The sequence below is a fragment of the Streptomyces sp. NPDC111507 genome, from assembly GCF_055638955.1.
On record NZ_JBVKBU010000031.1, the window covers coordinates 1 to 16,580 of the forward strand.

Annotated in this window: 11 protein-coding genes and 3 pseudogenes; 6 read left to right on the forward strand and 8 right to left on the reverse strand. The window is 68.6% G+C overall.

The window, feature by feature from the left end; translation table 11 throughout:
• Positions 1–386: 386 nt before the first annotated feature.
• The 6 genes and pseudogenes from ACZ7M2_RS50415 to ppgK all read right to left on the reverse strand — a co-directional run bounded on the left by ACZ7M2_RS50415 (position 387) and on the right by ppgK (position 5,598).
• Positions 387–959, reverse strand: a complete 573-nt coding sequence (locus ACZ7M2_RS50415; protein ID WP_471601044.1) for a YciI family protein — start codon at positions 957–959, stop codon at positions 387–389.
• A gap of 333 nt (positions 960–1,292) precedes the next feature.
• The gene (zwf, locus tag ACZ7M2_RS50420; RefSeq protein WP_471601045.1) at positions 1,293–2,702 is read right to left on the reverse strand and encodes a glucose-6-phosphate dehydrogenase; all 1,410 of its coding nucleotides are present in this window, start codon (positions 2,700–2,702) and stop codon (positions 1,293–1,295) included.
• A gap of 48 nt (positions 2,703–2,750) precedes the next feature.
• Positions 2,751–3,443, reverse strand: a complete 693-nt coding sequence (pgl, locus tag ACZ7M2_RS50425; RefSeq protein ID WP_471601046.1) for a 6-phosphogluconolactonase — start codon at positions 3,441–3,443, stop codon at positions 2,751–2,753.
• A 5-nt stretch (positions 3,444–3,448) separates the two neighbouring features.
• Entirely contained in the window at positions 3,449–4,480 is a 1,032-nt protein-coding gene (gnd, locus tag ACZ7M2_RS50430) for a phosphogluconate dehydrogenase (NAD(+)-dependent, decarboxylating) (RefSeq protein WP_471601047.1), read from the reverse strand.
• Positions 4,481–4,526: 46 nt separating this feature from the next.
• Positions 4,527–4,652: pseudogene (locus ACZ7M2_RS50435) on the reverse strand (hypothetical protein); the annotation flags it as partial.
• 172 nt (positions 4,653–4,824) lie between these two features.
• Complete coding sequence (gene ppgK / locus ACZ7M2_RS50440; RefSeq protein ID WP_471601048.1) at positions 4,825–5,598, reverse strand: polyphosphate--glucose phosphotransferase; 774 nt, start codon at positions 5,596–5,598, stop codon at positions 4,825–4,827.
• A gap of 369 nt (positions 5,599–5,967) precedes the next feature.
• On the opposite strand from ppgK, the gene ACZ7M2_RS50445 reads away from it, so the two are divergent.
• The 6 genes and pseudogenes from ACZ7M2_RS50445 (at position 5,968) to ACZ7M2_RS50470 (ending at position 13,794) form a co-directional block, all read left to right on the forward strand.
• Positions 5,968–6,771 carry a Cof-type HAD-IIB family hydrolase gene (locus ACZ7M2_RS50445; protein ID WP_471601049.1) on the forward strand — a complete coding sequence of 268 codons (804 nt, stop codon included), beginning with the start codon at positions 5,968–5,970 and terminating at the stop codon, positions 6,769–6,771.
• Positions 6,772–6,839: 68 nt separating this feature from the next.
• Positions 6,840–7,493 (forward strand): ribose 5-phosphate isomerase A, encoded by a 654-nt coding sequence (gene rpiA, locus ACZ7M2_RS50450; RefSeq protein ID WP_471601050.1) that lies wholly within the window; start codon positions 6,840–6,842, stop codon positions 7,491–7,493.
• A gap of 245 nt (positions 7,494–7,738) precedes the next feature.
• Positions 7,739–8,404 (forward strand): annotated as a pseudogene (locus ACZ7M2_RS50455) (hypothetical protein); the annotation flags it as partial.
• Between the two features lie 61 nt (positions 8,405–8,465).
• Complete coding sequence (gene pglZ, locus ACZ7M2_RS50460; RefSeq protein WP_471601051.1) at positions 8,466–10,175, forward strand: BREX-2 system phosphatase PglZ; 1,710 nt, start codon at positions 8,466–8,468, stop codon at positions 10,173–10,175.
• Positions 10,176–10,245: 70 nt separating this feature from the next.
• Positions 10,246–11,598, forward strand: a complete 1,353-nt coding sequence (gene brxD, locus ACZ7M2_RS50465; protein ID WP_471601052.1) for a BREX system ATP-binding protein BrxD — start codon at positions 10,246–10,248, stop codon at positions 11,596–11,598.
• A gap of 53 nt (positions 11,599–11,651) precedes the next feature.
• A pseudogene (locus tag ACZ7M2_RS50470) lies at positions 11,652–13,794 on the forward strand (DEAD/DEAH box helicase).
• Between the two features lie 518 nt (positions 13,795–14,312).
• On the opposite strand, the gene ACZ7M2_RS50475 reads toward ACZ7M2_RS50470, so the two are convergent.
• Both ACZ7M2_RS50475 and ACZ7M2_RS50480 read right to left on the reverse strand, forming a co-directional pair.
• On the reverse strand, positions 14,313–14,930 hold the full coding sequence (locus ACZ7M2_RS50475; protein ID WP_471601053.1) for a hypothetical protein: 618 nt from the start codon (positions 14,928–14,930) through the stop codon (positions 14,313–14,315).
• A gap of 592 nt (positions 14,931–15,522) precedes the next feature.
• Positions 15,523–16,533, reverse strand: a complete 1,011-nt coding sequence (locus tag ACZ7M2_RS50480; RefSeq protein WP_471601054.1) for a hypothetical protein — start codon at positions 16,531–16,533, stop codon at positions 15,523–15,525.
• Positions 16,534–16,580: the final 47 nt, after the last annotated feature.

Genomic DNA, 16,580 nt, shown 5'->3' on the forward strand with positions numbered 1-16,580 from the left:
CCCTGACGGCGATTGCTCTTTCCTTGCCCTGCTCCGCAGGGGTCCGATTCCTCCCCGGCCTGAAGGCCGGCGCATCCTCGGAGGTATCAGGTGAAACCACCGCCCCCGCGCCCGCGCTGTGATGCCTGCCCGAGCGGGGACGCTGTGCCGGACGCCCCGACGCGTGGCGGATCGCGGACGAAGTCCGCGCCCAACTCGTCGAGGAGCCCAACCTGCCGCAGGTCACCGGTTACGGCCTTGGACAGGGCTGTGGGCAGACGCACATGGCGTGGTCTTCCCGGAACACCTCGGTGGCGGACACCGCGGGACTGTCCCCGGGTGAGCCCCCGTGGGTTCGGATGAAACACGAGGACGGAGCGATCCCAGGCTTGCGGTGTGACGTCGGTCTAGACGTCCTCGGGTGATGACGGCCGCCCACCGAACTGCCAGTTGTGCACCTCGATGTCGGCGTATCGGTCCCGGGTCAGTATGGCTCCTGCCGTATCCGGGTCCGGCGCCCGGAGCAGCGCGGCCGTGCCCAGCCAGGTGGTGCCGTCGTCGGACAACAGCGGCCCGTAGGCGATCAGCTCGTCCCGGTTGGCCGGCACGGCGAGGTCAGCGGCCTGCCCTGTGCCGAGGCCGAGCACCAAGTACCGGTTGCCGCCGGTCCGGCCACCGGAGAAGTCCCACATGGTATGCCCCAGTGTGTTGCGCCACCGTCGCAGCAGCACGTCCCGGTAGACGCCGGCCTGGTAGACCGGCTCGTCGAAGGCAAACGCGCGGGCGGCGACGGGATCGGGCAGGTCGATGATGTGCACGCTGCCGGTCGGAGCGTCGTCGTCGCCGTCGCCGGTAAGGGTCGGACCCCGGGCGATCAGCTCCTTCGCGTACTGGTCCATGTAGGACCAATGCTGTTCCCGTAGCTCGTCGCGCAATGCGACGGAGCCGGGTCGGTCGCGGTGGTAGCAGAAGAACTCCATGCCCGTAGCGTCTCGTCAAGGAGGTACGCAGGTCGAGCGAGTTTCACTGCGCTGACTGCTCGGCAGCTTCCCCCAGAAGCATGCGGGTCGGGGACGTGGACGTGTGGGTTGACGGTGTCGGGCCCCGCGTCGTCGGACCGGACGCGGCCGTGGATGACGAGAGTTTGTTCCTCTCCTTGCGTCCCCGACGCGTCCCCGATGCGCCCCTCAGAGCCGGGCCGAGGCATGGGCGAACCCGGTTCCCCTTCGACAGCGACGACGTGCATTGCGGTGGTTGACCCGCCCTCTCCAGGGGCGCGACCGGCGGTTCACCGGGGCTGGGGCGCGGCTGGGTCAGTCGGGAGACATCGCCGTCAGCCATGGGTCGTGCCATCGCGGATATCCGGCGACGAGCTTGCTCACGCCCGCCGGTCCCCAGGTCCCCTGCCGGTAGCGCTCGGGGTCGCCGGGCGCCTCCAGCAGTGGCTGGACGATGCGCCACGTCTCCTCCACCGAGTCCTCCCGGGTGAACAGGCTCGCGTTGCCTTGCATTGCATCACTGAGCAGGCGCTCGTACGGTTCGGGTGCCTCACCCAGCTCGGCCGCGAAGAGGAGGTCGAGGTCCACCAGCTGCGTGTCCTGCTTGCCCGGCTGCTTGGCCTGGATGCGAAAGTTCATGCCAGGGCTCGGATCGATCCGCAGGATCCACTGGTCGGGCTCGGGCGCGAACCGCTCCGCGAACGCAAGCCGCGGTGGGCGCTTGAACATGATCCGGATCTCGGTCACTCGCTCGGGGAGCGACTTGCCGGCGCGGATGAAGAACGGCACCCCGGACCAGCGCCAGTTCTCGACCTCCAGCCGCAGCCCGACGAAGGTCTCGGTGCGCGAGTGCGGCCGCACACCGGGGACCTGCAGGTACCCCTCGTACTGCCCGCGGACGTAGTGGGCCGGGTCGGCGTCGGGTATCGCCCGGAACACATCGACGCGGCGGTCTCGGAGCGCGTCCGCATCGGCGGCTGACGGCGGCTCGGACGCCACCAGGGCGAGCAGCTGCAGCAGATGGTTCTGCACGACGTCGCGGAGTGCGCCGACCGGGTCGTAGAAGTGGCCGCGGTCCTCGACCCCGAAGTCCTCGGCCATGGTGATCTGCACGCAGGAGACGTGGTCGCGGTTCCACACCGGCTCGAACACGGAGTTGGCGAACCGCAGGAACAGGATGTCCATCGCCGGCTCTTTGCCGAGGAAGTGGTCGATCCTCAGCAGCTGTTCCTCGTCGAGGAGCTGACGCAGGTCGGCGTTGAGGGCGCGCGCTGACGCGAGGTCATGCCCGAATGGTTTCTCCACGACGACCCGGGCGCCCTTGGTCAGGCCGGCGCCTGCCAGGCCCCCGGCCACCCGGGCAAACAGCGACGGTGGGATCTCCAGGTAGAAGACGGGGCGCCGCCTGCCGTTGACCGCCCGGGCGAGGCGATGGAACGTCTCCTCGTCGGCGTAATCGCCCTGCACATAGCTCAGTCGGGCGGCGAACCGGGCGAAGACGCTGTCGTCGAGCGGCTCGCCCGTTGCCTTGATCGCCGCGCGGGCGTGTTCACGCAGCGCGTCGTCGGACCAGCCGTCGCGCGCCACTCCGACGATCGGGCAGGTCAGCAGCTTGCGCCGCTCGAGCCGATAGAGCGAGCGAAACGTCATCTTTCGCGCGAGGTCGCCAGTGATCCCGAAAATGACCAGCACGTCTGCGGGAACGTTCGACGAGTTCAAAGCCATCTGATCCCCCTTACGGGGCCGGCACGGCACTAGGGTCGGGCGTCATGGTCATGCTGGCGACTGGGCGTCGGCGCTGGCCGGGACCTGGCCGGCCGCCGCGTCCGCGAGGACGAGCGACGCCGCTGCCTCGACCCGGCCGGCGGGAATCGACCGGTCTCCCGCAATGAGCCGCGAGAGCGGTTCGCGCTTGTCCGCTCCGGTGATGAGCCAGAGCACTTGCTGGGCGCGGGCGAGCGCAGGATAGGTGAGTGTCATGCGCTGGTGGCCCATGTAGGGCGCCGTCAGGGCCACCAGTCGGTCCGAGACTTCGAGCACCGGGTCCCGTGGCACCAGCGAGGCGGTGTGCCCGTCGGGGCCGAGGCCCAGGTGAACGAGGTCGAAACGTCCGGGCAGTGACCGCCCGTAGGCAGCGGCCGCCGCGTCCAGGTCGGCGTCGTTCACGGGCATCGCGATGACCTCGGCCGGGGCCGCTCCGAGGCTCTCCCGCAGGTGGGTGAGGTTGCGGTCCGGGTCGCCGTCGGGCGCGACCCGCTCGTCGGCCTGGAACACCACTACGTGCTCCCAGGGGACGTGCTCGTGTGCGAGCCGCGCGAACATCGCCCATGGCGTGTGCCCCCCGCTGACGGCGAACGTGAATCGGCCGTGGGCCTGCACGCACGCCCGCGCCAGCCGCGCCACGAACGTCGCCGCGGTGCCGGCGACCGCATCGGGGTCGGCGACGACTTGGAGTTCGTGATGCACGGCCCTCAGCCCGTCTTTTCGGCGTGCCCGCCGAACTCCGAGCGCATCGCCGAGAGGATCTTGTCGGTGAACTCCCCGGCCTCCCTGGACTCGAAGCGCTCGTAGAGCGAGGTGGTGATGACCGGTGCCGGGACGCCTTCGTCCACCGCGGCGAGGACGGTCCAGCGGCCTTCCCCGGAGTCGGAGACCCGCCCGGCGAAGCCGTCGAGTGAGGGCGAGCCGGCGAAGGCGTCGGCGATCAGGTCGACCAGCCACGAGCCGACGACCGAGCCGCGCCGCCAGACCTCGGCCACCTCTCCGACGTCGATGTCGTACTGGTAGGCCCACGCATCGCGCAGGGGTGTCGTCTCCGCGTCGACCTCTTGCCGGTTTTTGCCGGCGTCCGCGCTCTTGATGATGCTGAGGCCCTCGGCGATCGCGGCCATCATCCCGTACTCGACCCCGTTGTGGACCATCTTCACGAAGTGCCCGGCGCCGTTCGGCCCGCAGTGCAGGTACCCGAGCGGGGCGGTGCCGTCGGTCCGGGTCCGGCTCGGCGTCGGCTCGGCGCAGCCCTCGCCGGGAGCGATCGTCTTGAAGATCGGGTCCAGATGGGCCACGACCTCGTCCTCGCCGCCGATCATCAGGCAGTAGCCGCGTTCCAGACCCCAGACCCCACCGCTGGTCCCGCAGTCGACATAGTGCAGCGACTTGCCGGCAAGACGCTTGGCGCGTGTGATGTCGTCGCGGTAGTAGGAATTGCCACCGTCGATCAGGATGTCGCCGGGCTCCAGCAACGGCTCGAGCTGGTCGAGGATGGAGTCGACGATCGCAGCCGGAAGCATGAGCCATACGACCCGTGGCTTGTCCAGTTTCGCGACGAAGTCCCGGGGTGAGTCCGCGCCCGTCGCGCCCTCGCCGGCCAGTTCGGCGACGGCGGCCGCGTTGACGTCGGACACGACGCAATGATGGCCGTCTCGCATCAGCCGACGCACCAGGTTCGCCCCCATCCGGCCGAGTCCGATCATCCCGAGCTGCATGGGCTTGTCCGTCGCCATGTGGCGCCTCCTAGTCCTTGAGCGTGCGGTAGTGCCGATCAGCGCGTTCGAAGCCGAAGACGGTGTAGTCGTCACGGTGGTACCGGGCGGCGAGGCACTGCCCGGCGATCGCCGTCCCGACTGAGGTCGCAACGCCCTGGCCGAGCGCGCCGGTCGTGCTCTCCACGCCGCTGATCCTGAGTGAGGTCGCCGAGGATCAGGGCGGGCCGGCCGGAATCGGCCGCCTGGACGGCATCCACGCACAGAGTGCGGATCGTGTTGACGGACGGTGTTTCCAGGCCGTTGTCGCTCAATGCGAGCCTCCCTGAAGGTGCTGCCTCTGCGCTCATGTCGAGCGCGGCAGACTAGGGTTGAGCTTTCCCGGCCGGGGCGAAGAGCGCCGCGCCGACAATGCCCGCATCGTTCAACAGCTGCGCCGGCACGATCTCGGTCCTGAGCTCGATGTGCGGCAGGAACTTGTCGGCCTTCTTGCTGACGCCGCCGCCGATGACGATCAGATCGGGCCACAACAGCCGCTGGACGAGCTCGAGATACGTCTCCAGACGGTGCGCCCATTTCTTCCAGGACAGGTCGTCGCGCTCGCGCACCGACTCCGCGGCCCAGTCCTCGGCGTCCTCGTGATGCAGCGGCAGGTGCCCCAGCTCGCTGTTGGGCACCAGGAACCCGTCGGAGAAGACAGCGCTGCCGATACCGGTGCCGAGCGTCACCATCACGACGACGCCCTCGCGTCCCTTGCCGGCGCCGAAGCGCATCTCGGCGATCCCGGCCGCGTCGGCGTCGTTCACCACCCTCACGTCACGGCCGGTCGCTCGTGCGAAGAGCTGGGCCGCGTCCGTCTCCATCCAGGCCGGGTCGATATTGGACGTCGTCTGGACTTTGCCGCCCCGGATGACTGCCGGGAGCGTCAGCCCGACCGGTCCTGGGACGCCGATCTGGGAGAGCACCTGCACGACCACGTCCGCGACTGCCCCGGGGGTCGCCGGATGCGGGGTCGGGATCCGGACCCGCTCACCGATGAGGCTGCCGAGCTCGAGGTCGACCGGCGCTCCCTTGATACCGGTTCCGCCGATGTCGATCCCGAGCGCATGGGCCGCCTTGTCCTGACTTGCCTGCGCCACTGCCCGCTCCCCTCAGGGGCCGGCCCAAAATGTGTTGTGTGAATTTTGGACGTCAGGCCCCATAAGAGCTTCGCCATGTAATCCTTAACGCTCGCACATATCCCCTATATTCGCCACATCGCTCTTAAAGGGTTACATCGAGGCCTAAGGGGTATATCGAAGCATTGCGCGCCCTCAAAGGCATTGACCTTCCCCTCCGCCCCTCCGTTCGAGAGGAACGCGACTGCGACTCATGCGAGCCGCGGCGGTGCCCTCCAGCAACTTTCGGAAATCAAGCCGACTGGGAACCCGTCCCGCAGGTCCCCCACATCCATGAGCCGTTGCCTCTTCCCACCCGGACCGGCCGCAACCAGAGCTTACGGAGGCGCGATGCCAACCCGCCCGATCCGCCTGCTTCTCGCCGACGTCGACGGCACTTTGGTCACGAACGACAAGGTCCTCACCGACCGCGCCGTCGGTGCGGTCCACAAGCTCCACGACGCCGGCGTCCTCTTCGCGGTGACCAGCGGGAGACCGCCCCGCGGCATGTCCATGATCATCGAGCCCTTGGCGCTGGTCACTGAACTCGCCGCCTTCAACGGTGGTCTCATCGTCAACCCGGATATGACCGTTGTCGAGCAGCAGGTCGTTCCCGCGGAGGTGGTGGCCCCGGTCGTCGCGCTGATGGAGTCGTTCGGCCTCAGCGTCTGGATCTACCGGGGTGCCGACTGGTACGTCCGCGACGTGAAGGGGCCGCACGTGGATCGCGAGAGCTGGACGGTGCAGTTCGCGCCCACGCTCGTTCCCGACTTCGACGGGCTCGAGCAGGGCACCGCCAAGGTCGTCGGGGTCAGCGATGACCACCAGGTCGTCGAGGCGGCCGCGGTCGCGGCTCGCGCGCGCTTCGGCGAGCATGTCTCGGCCGCCCGCTCGCAGCCCTACTACCTCGATGTGACCCATCCGCAGGCCAACAAGGGCGGTGTCGTCAAATACTGGTCCGCCAAGCTCCAGATTTCCCCCGACCAGATCGCCACGATCGGCGACATGCCCAACGACGTACTGATGTTCGCCCACTCGGGACTGTCCATCGCGATGGGCAACGCCAGCGACGAGGTCCAGCGCGCGGCGAGGCGGGTTACGACGAGCAACGAGGAGGAGGGCTTCGCGAACGCGGTCGAGCAGTTCATCCTTTGACCCGCGTCACCGCATGCCCGGGCCTGGCTCTCCTCAGCCTGAGACTGGGCCCAAGGAGGTGGAGAACCGTGAGCGTGGAGCATGAGAAGCAACGTGCCGCCGAAGCCGCGGCCGAACTGGTAGAGGACGGCATGACCGTCGGCCTCGGTACCGGCTCGACCGTCGCCCACCTCCTTCCGGCGCTGGCCCGCCGCGGTCTGTCACTGCGGTGCGTCGCGACGTCGCCGCAGACCGAGGAGGCGGCCCTGACACTCAATCTGCGGGTCGAGCCGTTCGGCAGCATCGACCGCTTCGACATCACGATTGACGGTGCGGACCAGATCGCTCCGGACGGCTGGCTCGTCAAGGGCGGCGGCGCCGCGCACACCAGGGAGAAAATTGTCGCGTCGGCAGCCGACCGCTTCGTCGTGATCGCCGACTCGAGCAAACCAGTGACAGCGCTGCACCCGCCGGTCCCGCTCGAGCTGCTCGAGTTCGGGCTGGCCGCGACCATGCGCCTGCTCCACCCGGTCTCCCTGCGCGACGCGCCACGCAGCCCCGACGGCGGCGTCATCGCGGACTACCACGGTGCCGTCGACGACCTCGCGGGCCTGGCGGCGCTGCTCGGCGCCACCCCCGGCGTCGTCGAGCACGGCCTGTTCCCTCCGACGCTGGTCGCCGACGTGTTCGTCGCCCGCGGCGACTCGGTCGAGCACCACCATCACACCAAGTCCCGAGCCTGACAGGGCATTTGGTGCGGGCAGCCTGCCGATTTTCTCCTCTGCTCCGGCGCCCGACCCTCCCAACACACTGGGTTACCCGATTCCGACGCTGCACGCCGGGAGTCGGCCGGTGAGTCCCGCATAGCGCTCAGGGGCGACTGACAGACTGGCCAGGGACGCCCAGGCGATGCACTGTTCGTCGGCCGCCCGATCGGCGATCGACAGCAGGACCAAGCCTCTCCCCGATCCTGATCGCCGGCACCAGCATGATGCTGGCCTCCTCCGCCGACGCCGTGCAGAGCAGCGGCCCCTTCAGCAGCTGCCTGACCGACATCGACAGCGACAAGGTCGCCGAACAGGTAACCAAGATCCTCGACGGCGCCTCCGGCAAGGACGTGCACGTCGAGGGCCTGGACCTGCCCGCCGAGCAGGTCCCCAACGCCCAGACGATCGTGGCCGCCGGTCTCTCCCTCGACGTCCCCCCAAGAAGGGACAGATCATCGCGCTCGCCACGGCGATGCAGGAGAGCCGACTGCGCAACCTCGCCTACGGCGACCGCGACTCCCTCGGCCTCTTCCAGCAGCGCCCTTCCCAGGGCTGGGGCAGCGCCGAGCAGATCCGCGACCCCACCTACGCGAGCGAGCAGTTCTACAAGCACTTGCTCAAGGTGAGCGGGTGGCAGCAGATGACCGTCACCCAGGCCGCCCAAGCCGTGCAGAAGTCCGGCCTGCCAGACGCGTACGCGCAGTGGGAGAAGCTGGCCACCGCGCTGCAAGCCGCCATCGCCAAGACCTTCCCCGGCAGCGTTGACGCGGACTGCAAGGACACTGACCAGGACAGGGAGCCGTCGACCAGTACGACCGGCTGCGCGCCGGGCCAGGACGGTTCCGGGTTCGGCCGCATCCCCGAGGGGAGCGTCCCGAAGGGTACGCACTGGTCGAGCATGCACTCGCCGCGGACGGCACCAACCGGGCCCGTATCGAGCGGGTACGGATGGCTGCACGGTTGCGGCGGTGGCTCACGGCCGAGCCCGGATCCGAGATCGCCTCGGTGGCCGACGGCACCGCCCGTCAGGTCCGCGAACTCGGCTGGGTGGACCGAGCCTTGGAACACCTGGAGGCAGGCGGCGACGCAGACGCTGCACTCTCTGATGCGTACAGCCGGATCGGCACCCAGGTGCGCGAGCGGCGCAAGGAACTGGACCGAACCTTCTCCGAGCGGCTCGCGGTGTGGACCGCCGATGGCACCGATCCCCGCTCCATGCTCACCGTGGAGAGCTTGCTCAGTCGCGTGGTCACGCCTGTCGTCGAGAGTCCAGGCCGGCGGGTTTTGCTGCTCCTCATCGACGGCATGAGTGCAGCGATCGCCGCCGAGCTCGGCGAAGAACTGCGTGACCAGTGGGCCGAGTTCGACCCCCACACCGAAGCGACCGGCCTACCGGTCCGGCGCGCGGTGGCTGCCGCGCTGCCCACCCTGACCACCATCTCTCGCACCTCGCTGTTCGCGGGCACCCTGATGAAGGGCGACCAGAATGACGAGAGGCGGCTCTTGCCTCTCCATTCCTGCTGGAACGGGGCCCCGGCTGCCGTATTCCACAAGGACGACCTGCGCGGCCCCGACACCGGCTCGCCCTTCTCAACCGCTCTCTCCGAGGCGCTGTCCGACGAGCGCACCCACGTCGCGGTCGTCCTCAACACCGTGGACGACCGGCTCGGCAAGGAGCAGAAGCTCGGCGACGGCGCATGGGCGGCGAAGGAGATCGGCGGCCTGGAGCCGCTGCTGCGCGCCGCCCGCGCGAACGATATGACCGTGCTCATCACCTCGGACCACGGCCATGTCGTGGAGCGGCGCGGCAGCAAACTCGATGCGGCCAGCGGCACCGTCGGCTCGGCACGCCATCGCACCCCTGGCGGACCTGTGGCCCCCGCCGAGATCGAGCTGTCCGGGCGCCGAGTCGTCTGGCCGGAACCAGGAGCGCGAATCGTCGCCCTGCGCGACCACGACACCCGGTACACCGCGCTAAAGGCGGGCTATCACGGCGGAGCGACACTCGCCGAGTTCACCATCCCGCTGCTCGCCCTGCTGCCGTTCGGCGCCGAGCCGCCCGCAGGTTGGCGCGAGCTGGGCGACCCTGCGCCCGTGTGGTGGGAGGAGGGCACCGAGGCCGCAGACGAAGTGGAGGCGGAAGCCGCTTCCGTCCATGACACTGCCACAGTGCGCCCACAGCGTAAGCAGTCCAAGAAGTCCGCCCCGCCCGTGCCCGAGGGTGTCATCGGCCTCTTCGGCGAAGAGGAGGTGGCGCCCCCGGCACCGCAGGCAACTACTGAGCCCTCGCAGCGGACGACTACCGATCCGGCGAAGGAGACGGCCACTGCACCCGCCCCGGCAGCGGACCCCGCCACCGCCCTGGTGGAGCGACTCATGTCCACCGAGCTGTACCAGGCGCAGCTGGGCCTGCTCGCCCGTCCGCCGCGCGACAAGACGCTCCTCCCGAAGGCGCTCACCGCACTCGTCGAGGCGGGCACCCTGTCGATGACCGCCCTCGCCGAGCGCGCCGGCCAGCCAGCCACCCGCGCCCCCGGCTTCGCCGCAACGCTCGCCCAGCTCCTCAATTACGACGGGGCCCAGATCCTGGAGATCCTCCCCGACAACCGCACCCTGCGCCTACACCGGGCCCAGCTGATCGAGCAGTTCGGCCTGTGAACCGGCACCACCGACCCAGCCACTCGTCGAACCGACGGGACCGTGTCATGCCGGATGGGAGACTGTTCGGGTGAACGGGTTTGGATCTTCAGCCTCCGGTGCCGCCGCCCCTATCGGGGCCGTACGCCGACGCGCCGTGGTGGACGCGCTGCGGCGCGGAGCCGTCCCCGAGAGCGGACTCGACCTGCTCGCCACCGGACTCGGCCGGTTCGAGCAAGCCATCGACGAGGAACTGGACACCGTCGCCGCCGGCGGCTCGGTTTTCAAGGCCGTACGCGGTGAGTACGGCTCCGGCAAGACCTTCTTCACCCGCTGGCTCGGCGAGCGCGCCAAGCGGCGCACCTTTGCTGTGGCCGAAGTACTGGTGTCGGAGACCGAAACACCCCTGCACAAGCTCGAGACCGTCTACCGGCGACTCACCGAACGCCTGAGCACCGCGAGCTTCCCGCCCAGCGCCCTGCGTCCGGTCGCCGATGCCTGGTTCTACGCGCTGGAAGAGGACGCCCTGGCGGACGGCTCGGGCGAGGAGGAGCTGGCGCAGGCGGTGGACCGGCTGCTCACCGCCCGTCTGGCCGAGGTGTCCCGGCATGCACCCGCTTTCGCCACCGCTCTGCGCGGATACAAGCAGTCCCTGGACGCCGGCGACGAAGCCACTGCCGCCGCGGTGATGGCTTGGCTCGGCGGCCAACCGCACGTCGCAGCAGCCGCCCGGCGCAGCGCAGGTGTGCGCGGCGACCTCGACCACTTCGGCGCCTTCGGTTTCCTGCAGGGCCTGCTCACCGTGCTCCGGGACGCCGGACACGCGGGACTCATCCTCGTCCTGGACGAGGTGGAAACCTTGCAAAGGGTCCGCTCCGACGCCCGCGACAAGGCACTCAACGCCCTGCGCCAGCTCATCGACGAGGTCCACTCCGGCCGCTTCCCCGGCCTGTATCTCGTCATCACTGGCACCCCCGCCTTCTACGACGGGCAGCAGGGCGTGCAGCGGCTCGCCCCGCTCGCCCAGCGGCTCGCCACGGACTTCACCACCGACCCGCGCTTCGACAACCCCCGGGCCGTCCAGATCCGCCTGCCGGGATTCACCGAGGAATCGCTGGTTGGACTCGGCTCCACCATCCGTGACCTGTATGCCGAAGGATCCCAGTCCCCCGATCGCATCAAGCAGCTCGCCGATGACGCGTACCTCACCGACCTGGCTCGAGCTGTGGGCGGGGCCCTTGGTGGGAAGGTCGGAGTCGCACCGCGGCTGTACCTGAAGAAGCTGGTCGGGGACGTACTCGACCGGATCGACCAGTTCGACGACTTCGACCCACGCACGCACTACAAGCTGACCGTGGCAAGCGGTGACCTCACCGCCACCGAGCGGAACTTCGCCGCGCCGGCACCGGCCGCCTCGGCGGACGATCTCGACCTGGACCTCTGACGGCCGACTCGCCGAAGCCCCATCCCCCGGAGTCCCGAACTGGAGTCACCGACGTGCAGGAGCAGCCCAGCGGTACCGACCCGGTGGACCGCCTCGACCCGGTGGTCCTGCACCACATCGTCAACACGCTTAGCTGGCCCGATCTGCGCCCCCTGCAGAAGGCTGCCGTAGGCCCGCTGATGGACGGCGAAGACGCGATCCTGCTCGCGCCGACCGCCGGCGGAAAAACCGAAGCCGCCACGTTCCCCCTGCTCTCCGCCATGCGGGAGAAGCGTTGGACCGGCACCTCCGTGCTCTACCTCGCCCCGCTCAAAGCGCTCCTGAACAACCTGGTGCACCGGGTCGACAGCTACGCCCAGTGGCTGGGACGCCGAGCCGCCCTCTGGCACGGCGACACACCCGAGTCCGTACACCGACTCCCCCGACTTCCTGCTCACCACGCCCGAGTCACTCGAAGCGATGCTGATCAGCGTCAAGACCGACCACACTCACATGTTGGGAGGGGTACGGGCTGTCGTCGTCGACGAGGTGCACGCCTTCGCAGGGGACGACCGCGGCTGGCACCTACTCGCCGTACTGGAACGCCTGGAGCGACTGGCCGGCCATCGCATCCAGCGCGTCGGCCTCTCAGCCACCGTCGGCAATCCCGACACGCTCCTCACCTGGCTGCAGGGCGCAAGCACCGCTGACCGGCCCGGCCGAGTCGTCGCACCCGGCGTCACTCTGCCCGCCACCACCGACGCTGCGAGCACCACTGAACTCCCCCGCCCCGCAGGAGAAGTGGAGCTCGACTACGTCGGTTCCCTCGCCAACGCCGCAAAGGTGATCTCCGCCCTGCACCGGGGCGAGAAGCGGCTCGTCTTCTGCGACTCCCGCAAGCAGGTGGAAGAACTCGGCGCGGCACTCCGCGTCCGCGACGTCACTGTGTTCCTCTCTCACGCCTCCCTCTCCATGGACGAACGCGCCCGTTCCGAACAGGCGTTCGCGGAAGCCCGTGACTGCGTCATCGTCTCTACCTCCACCCTGGAGCTCGGCATCGACGTCGGCGACCTCGACCGCGTCATACAGATCGACTCCCCCAGCAGCGTGGCCTCCTTCCTGCAGCGAATCGGCCGCACCGGACGGCGCGCTGGCACATCCCGTAACTGCCTGTTCCTCGCCACCCGCCCCGACATGCTGCTCCAAGCCGCGGGACTGCTCTCTCTGTGGGCTCGCGGCTGGGTGGAACCCGTCACCCCGCCGCCCTCGCCTCGCCACCTCGTCGCCCAGCAGCTCCTCGCTGTCACCTTGCAGGAAAACCGCATCGGCGACCGGTTGTGGCCCGAGCAATGGAACGGCCTCGCTCCCTTCGACCGCTCCGCCACGCCGATCCTGTCGCACTTGGTCTCCGAGGGTTTCCTCGACAGCGACGGCGGGATGCTGTTCGTCGGCCCCGAGGCCGAAAAGCACTTCGGCCGACGGCACTTCATGGAACTGACCGCCTCGTTCACCGCGCCCCCCGAGTTCACCGTGCTCGCCGGGCGCACGGAGATCGGCACCACGGACCCGTCCGTCCTCACTGAGGAGCGTCAGGGCCCACGGCGGCTACTCTTGGCCGGCCGCAGCTGGCAGGTCACCTTCATCGACTGGGCACGGCGCCGCGCCTTCGTCGAACCGGTCGAGGACGGCGGAGTCGCCAAATGGCAGGGCAGCGAGGCCCGCGGCCTGTCGTACGCGCTCACGCGCGCCATGCGCGAAGTCCTGCTCGGCACCGACCCGGACGTCAAACTCACTCGCCGCGCCACAGCGACCCTCGCCGAACTCCGCATGGACCGCGCACCCCACGAAGTACATCCGGCGGGCACCCTGTTGGTCCGCGACGCGGACGCCGCCCGCTGGTGGACCTGGTCCGGCTACCGCGCCAACGCCACCCTGGCCGCCTCCCTGGGCAACCTCGCCGACCCCGTGCAGCGCCCCACCGACACCCACGTCCGGCTTCGCCAGGACCTCTCCCTCGCAGACTGGAAAGCCGCACGAGCCGAACTCCCCGACTCCCTCACGCTGCCCACGGTCGACCCTCGCGCCGTACGCGGCCTGAAGTTCTCGGTGGCCCTGCCTCCCCGTATCGCCACCGCCACCCTCGCCGAACGCCTCGCCGACTTCGACGGCGCCCTCGCCGCAGCCCAGGAGCCCGTACGGGTCGAATGGGGCGGTTGATGGCTGAGTAAGTGGCTACATTGCTCCACTTCTTAGCCTCTACTGCCCTCGACCAAGGCATCCCGGTCCACGAGGTATCCCGCTGCCTCGGTCGATAATCAATCAGGCCACGATCGATGTGCCCGGGCGCCTCGTCCCGACTTCTTGGAGCGGTGCCGGTCGGTCATCCAGGCCGCTCTGCGGCCGTGTCGTCTATGTGTGGCGAGGCCGGCGCTCCGGCAGACGGACGCTAAGCCCCACTATCGGAGAGGTCTGACAATGCAGCCCTGGCCGTATTGGGTTTGCGCCAGCTTTCGTTTCCCACCGTGTTCGTTTCCGGTCACACCTTCGTGCCGTCTTGGCCATTACACCAGGTCAGGAATGGGCTGCACGCCGTCGTAGCCCGCCGCACGCAGACGCCCCGCCGGAGCCTTCCAGCGAGCTTCCTCGCCTCACAGGCGGCAGCAGGGCGCCCGGCCGGCAGATGAGCTGGCCGGGCGCTTCGCTTCTGTCATTGAACGGAGGGCCGCCGCGCCGTCTCACTCAGAGGCGAGACACGCAACCGGTACGCCGCGTTCACCAAGCAGTGTCCTGAGCGACGAGACCGGATCCGGTGCAGCGGTGATGGCGGTAACCTCCGTATCGCTGATCCGGATGGTCGGGAGCCAGTCGTGCACGGGCGGCAGCAGATCCGCCAGTGCATCCCTGAAGGCGCGTTGCCGATGGCGCCCGCCCTCGCCAGGGAACAACGGCGGCTTTGACTTGCCAAAGCCGCCGCCGGGTTCACGCCCCGTCAGAGCCTGCGAGCGGGCCAACCATCGAGAAGCGTCGAAGCCGAGCTTCACGCCTGCCGGGTAGCACTCCAGCGTCAGAGCGCGGGCCGCGGTGAAGTGCTGCTTCTCGTCAACCTCCAGGATCTGCTGCTGCCCGTTCTCGTAGGTCAGCAGGACGTCCAGGCTCCGCCGCTCACGAGAAGGGGCCTGCTCCGGCAGGACCAGCCCAGTGAGCGCGCCGTAGATGGCCGCAACCGTCTCCCACATGCCGACGCACTCGGTCCGCCCTGGCCGCCGCAACCAGGTCGGACAGCTCTCTGGTTCAATCTCCGCCTTGACCACGTCAGGCAGTAGACGGGTTACGCCGTCCTGCAACTCCTTCACACCGACACCCTCTCACCTGATAAACCACCCGAGTATCGGCGACGCCTCTGACACCGACTCGCTCTCCTTGGCCCTGCCTCCGGCCTTCCAGCACGGCCGGGCAGCGCCGCCCACATACGTCCACCAGCTTCCGCGCGCGTGGTCGAATGCCGATCGCGGGTCCAGCCCAGCCAGCGGGCTGGCGAGTTCTGCTCATCGAGCAGGGCAGCATCGTCATCTCCACTATGGAAGGGCAGGCGATATTCGGGATGTTGTCCGTGCTCGCCGGACCCCAGCGCGAGCTGATCGTGGCGAACACCACCGACGGGCTCGCCTCCGCGAGGGCCCGCTGCCGGTCCAGGAGCCCGGGCTCAAGCTCACTCCCCACCAGGCCAAGCTCGCCCAGCAGCTCTACGACGCCCGGGAGAAGACCGTCCAGCAGATCGCATACCTGTTCTGTTCGGAGTGCCCTGGTCCTCGGCCTACGGACACCTCGACAGGAAGACTGCGCCCCGCCAGCCGAAATCGCAGATCCCACTCGCTGAGTCCCTGACGGCTACCTTGCCTTTGGGAGCAGAGGGGAGTTCGGGGCCTGTTTTTCTGGTCTCCCCTGTTAGTTGGTGCTGGCGTTGTGCAGGTGTTCACCGAAGAATCCCACGACGACCAGGCCGCTTTGATCCGTGTCATCGAGGTAGTGCAAGCGCGGTGCAGGTGGCGCTCCGTCGCCGATGCGGATGTGTTCCAGCATTGCCGCGTATCCCGACGGGTCGATGTCCTCGGGGACCCGGAGTCTCCTGTCAGCCTTGCCGCGAGGGCTGCTGCTGGCGAACTTCCCCTCGTTCAGAATCACCTTGCCTGGTGAGAGCAACGAGGATGGGCGGCTGCCGCAGTACGCCCTCAGGTTGGCGAAGTCAGGGCCCGCCCCGCGGCCGCGCGCCCTGGTCAGATTCTTATCCTCGGCGTACGCCTGGATCATCGCGAGGGCGTCTGCAAGGCGATTCCTCCAGAGCGACGCCTTTTGATGGTGCTCCAGCCGTTCGGCCTCGTCAGGGTCAGCGGTGATCACGAGCAGCGTGCAATAGTGCTTCGCTTGTTCGAGGACGCCGCAAAGGGTGGGTGCATCCAACCTCAGCTGGAGGGCCTCCGCGTCTCCCAGCACAATGCCGTCCTCCTGCCGGGGTCGCAGGCGTGCGATGGCAGTGTCACGGGCGCGCAGGGCTGCGTCTCGCTCCTCCTCTGCAGCTCTGAGCAGCTCGGCGAGGCTGCCCCGCTCCTTCTCCGCCGCCCTGAGCTGAGCTTCCAACTCAGCGACCTCGGGTTCCTTCGGCAGGTGCTGCACTTCCTGCACCAAGTCAGGGATCATCGATTCGAGTTTCGCTTTGAGGTCATCATGCTGGTCGATCACTTTGGCGTAGGACCTTGCCCTAGTCTCGGCCTCGCGGCGCGCGTCCCTTTCCATTTCAGCAAGGTGCTGGTACTTCGCGGTCTCCTTCCTGTATTCCTCCACGAGTGCCTTGGACAGGTTCTTATGGTTCTCGTCGAGCAACGCCAGCTCAGCATGGGCCTTGATGTTGCAGTGCTGCTCCGCTGCGGGGCCAAACGGGCTCCGCGCTATCGGGTTCATGCATCCCCCCCCAACGTCCGTGTGGGGTCGATCGTATGGGCGGAGCG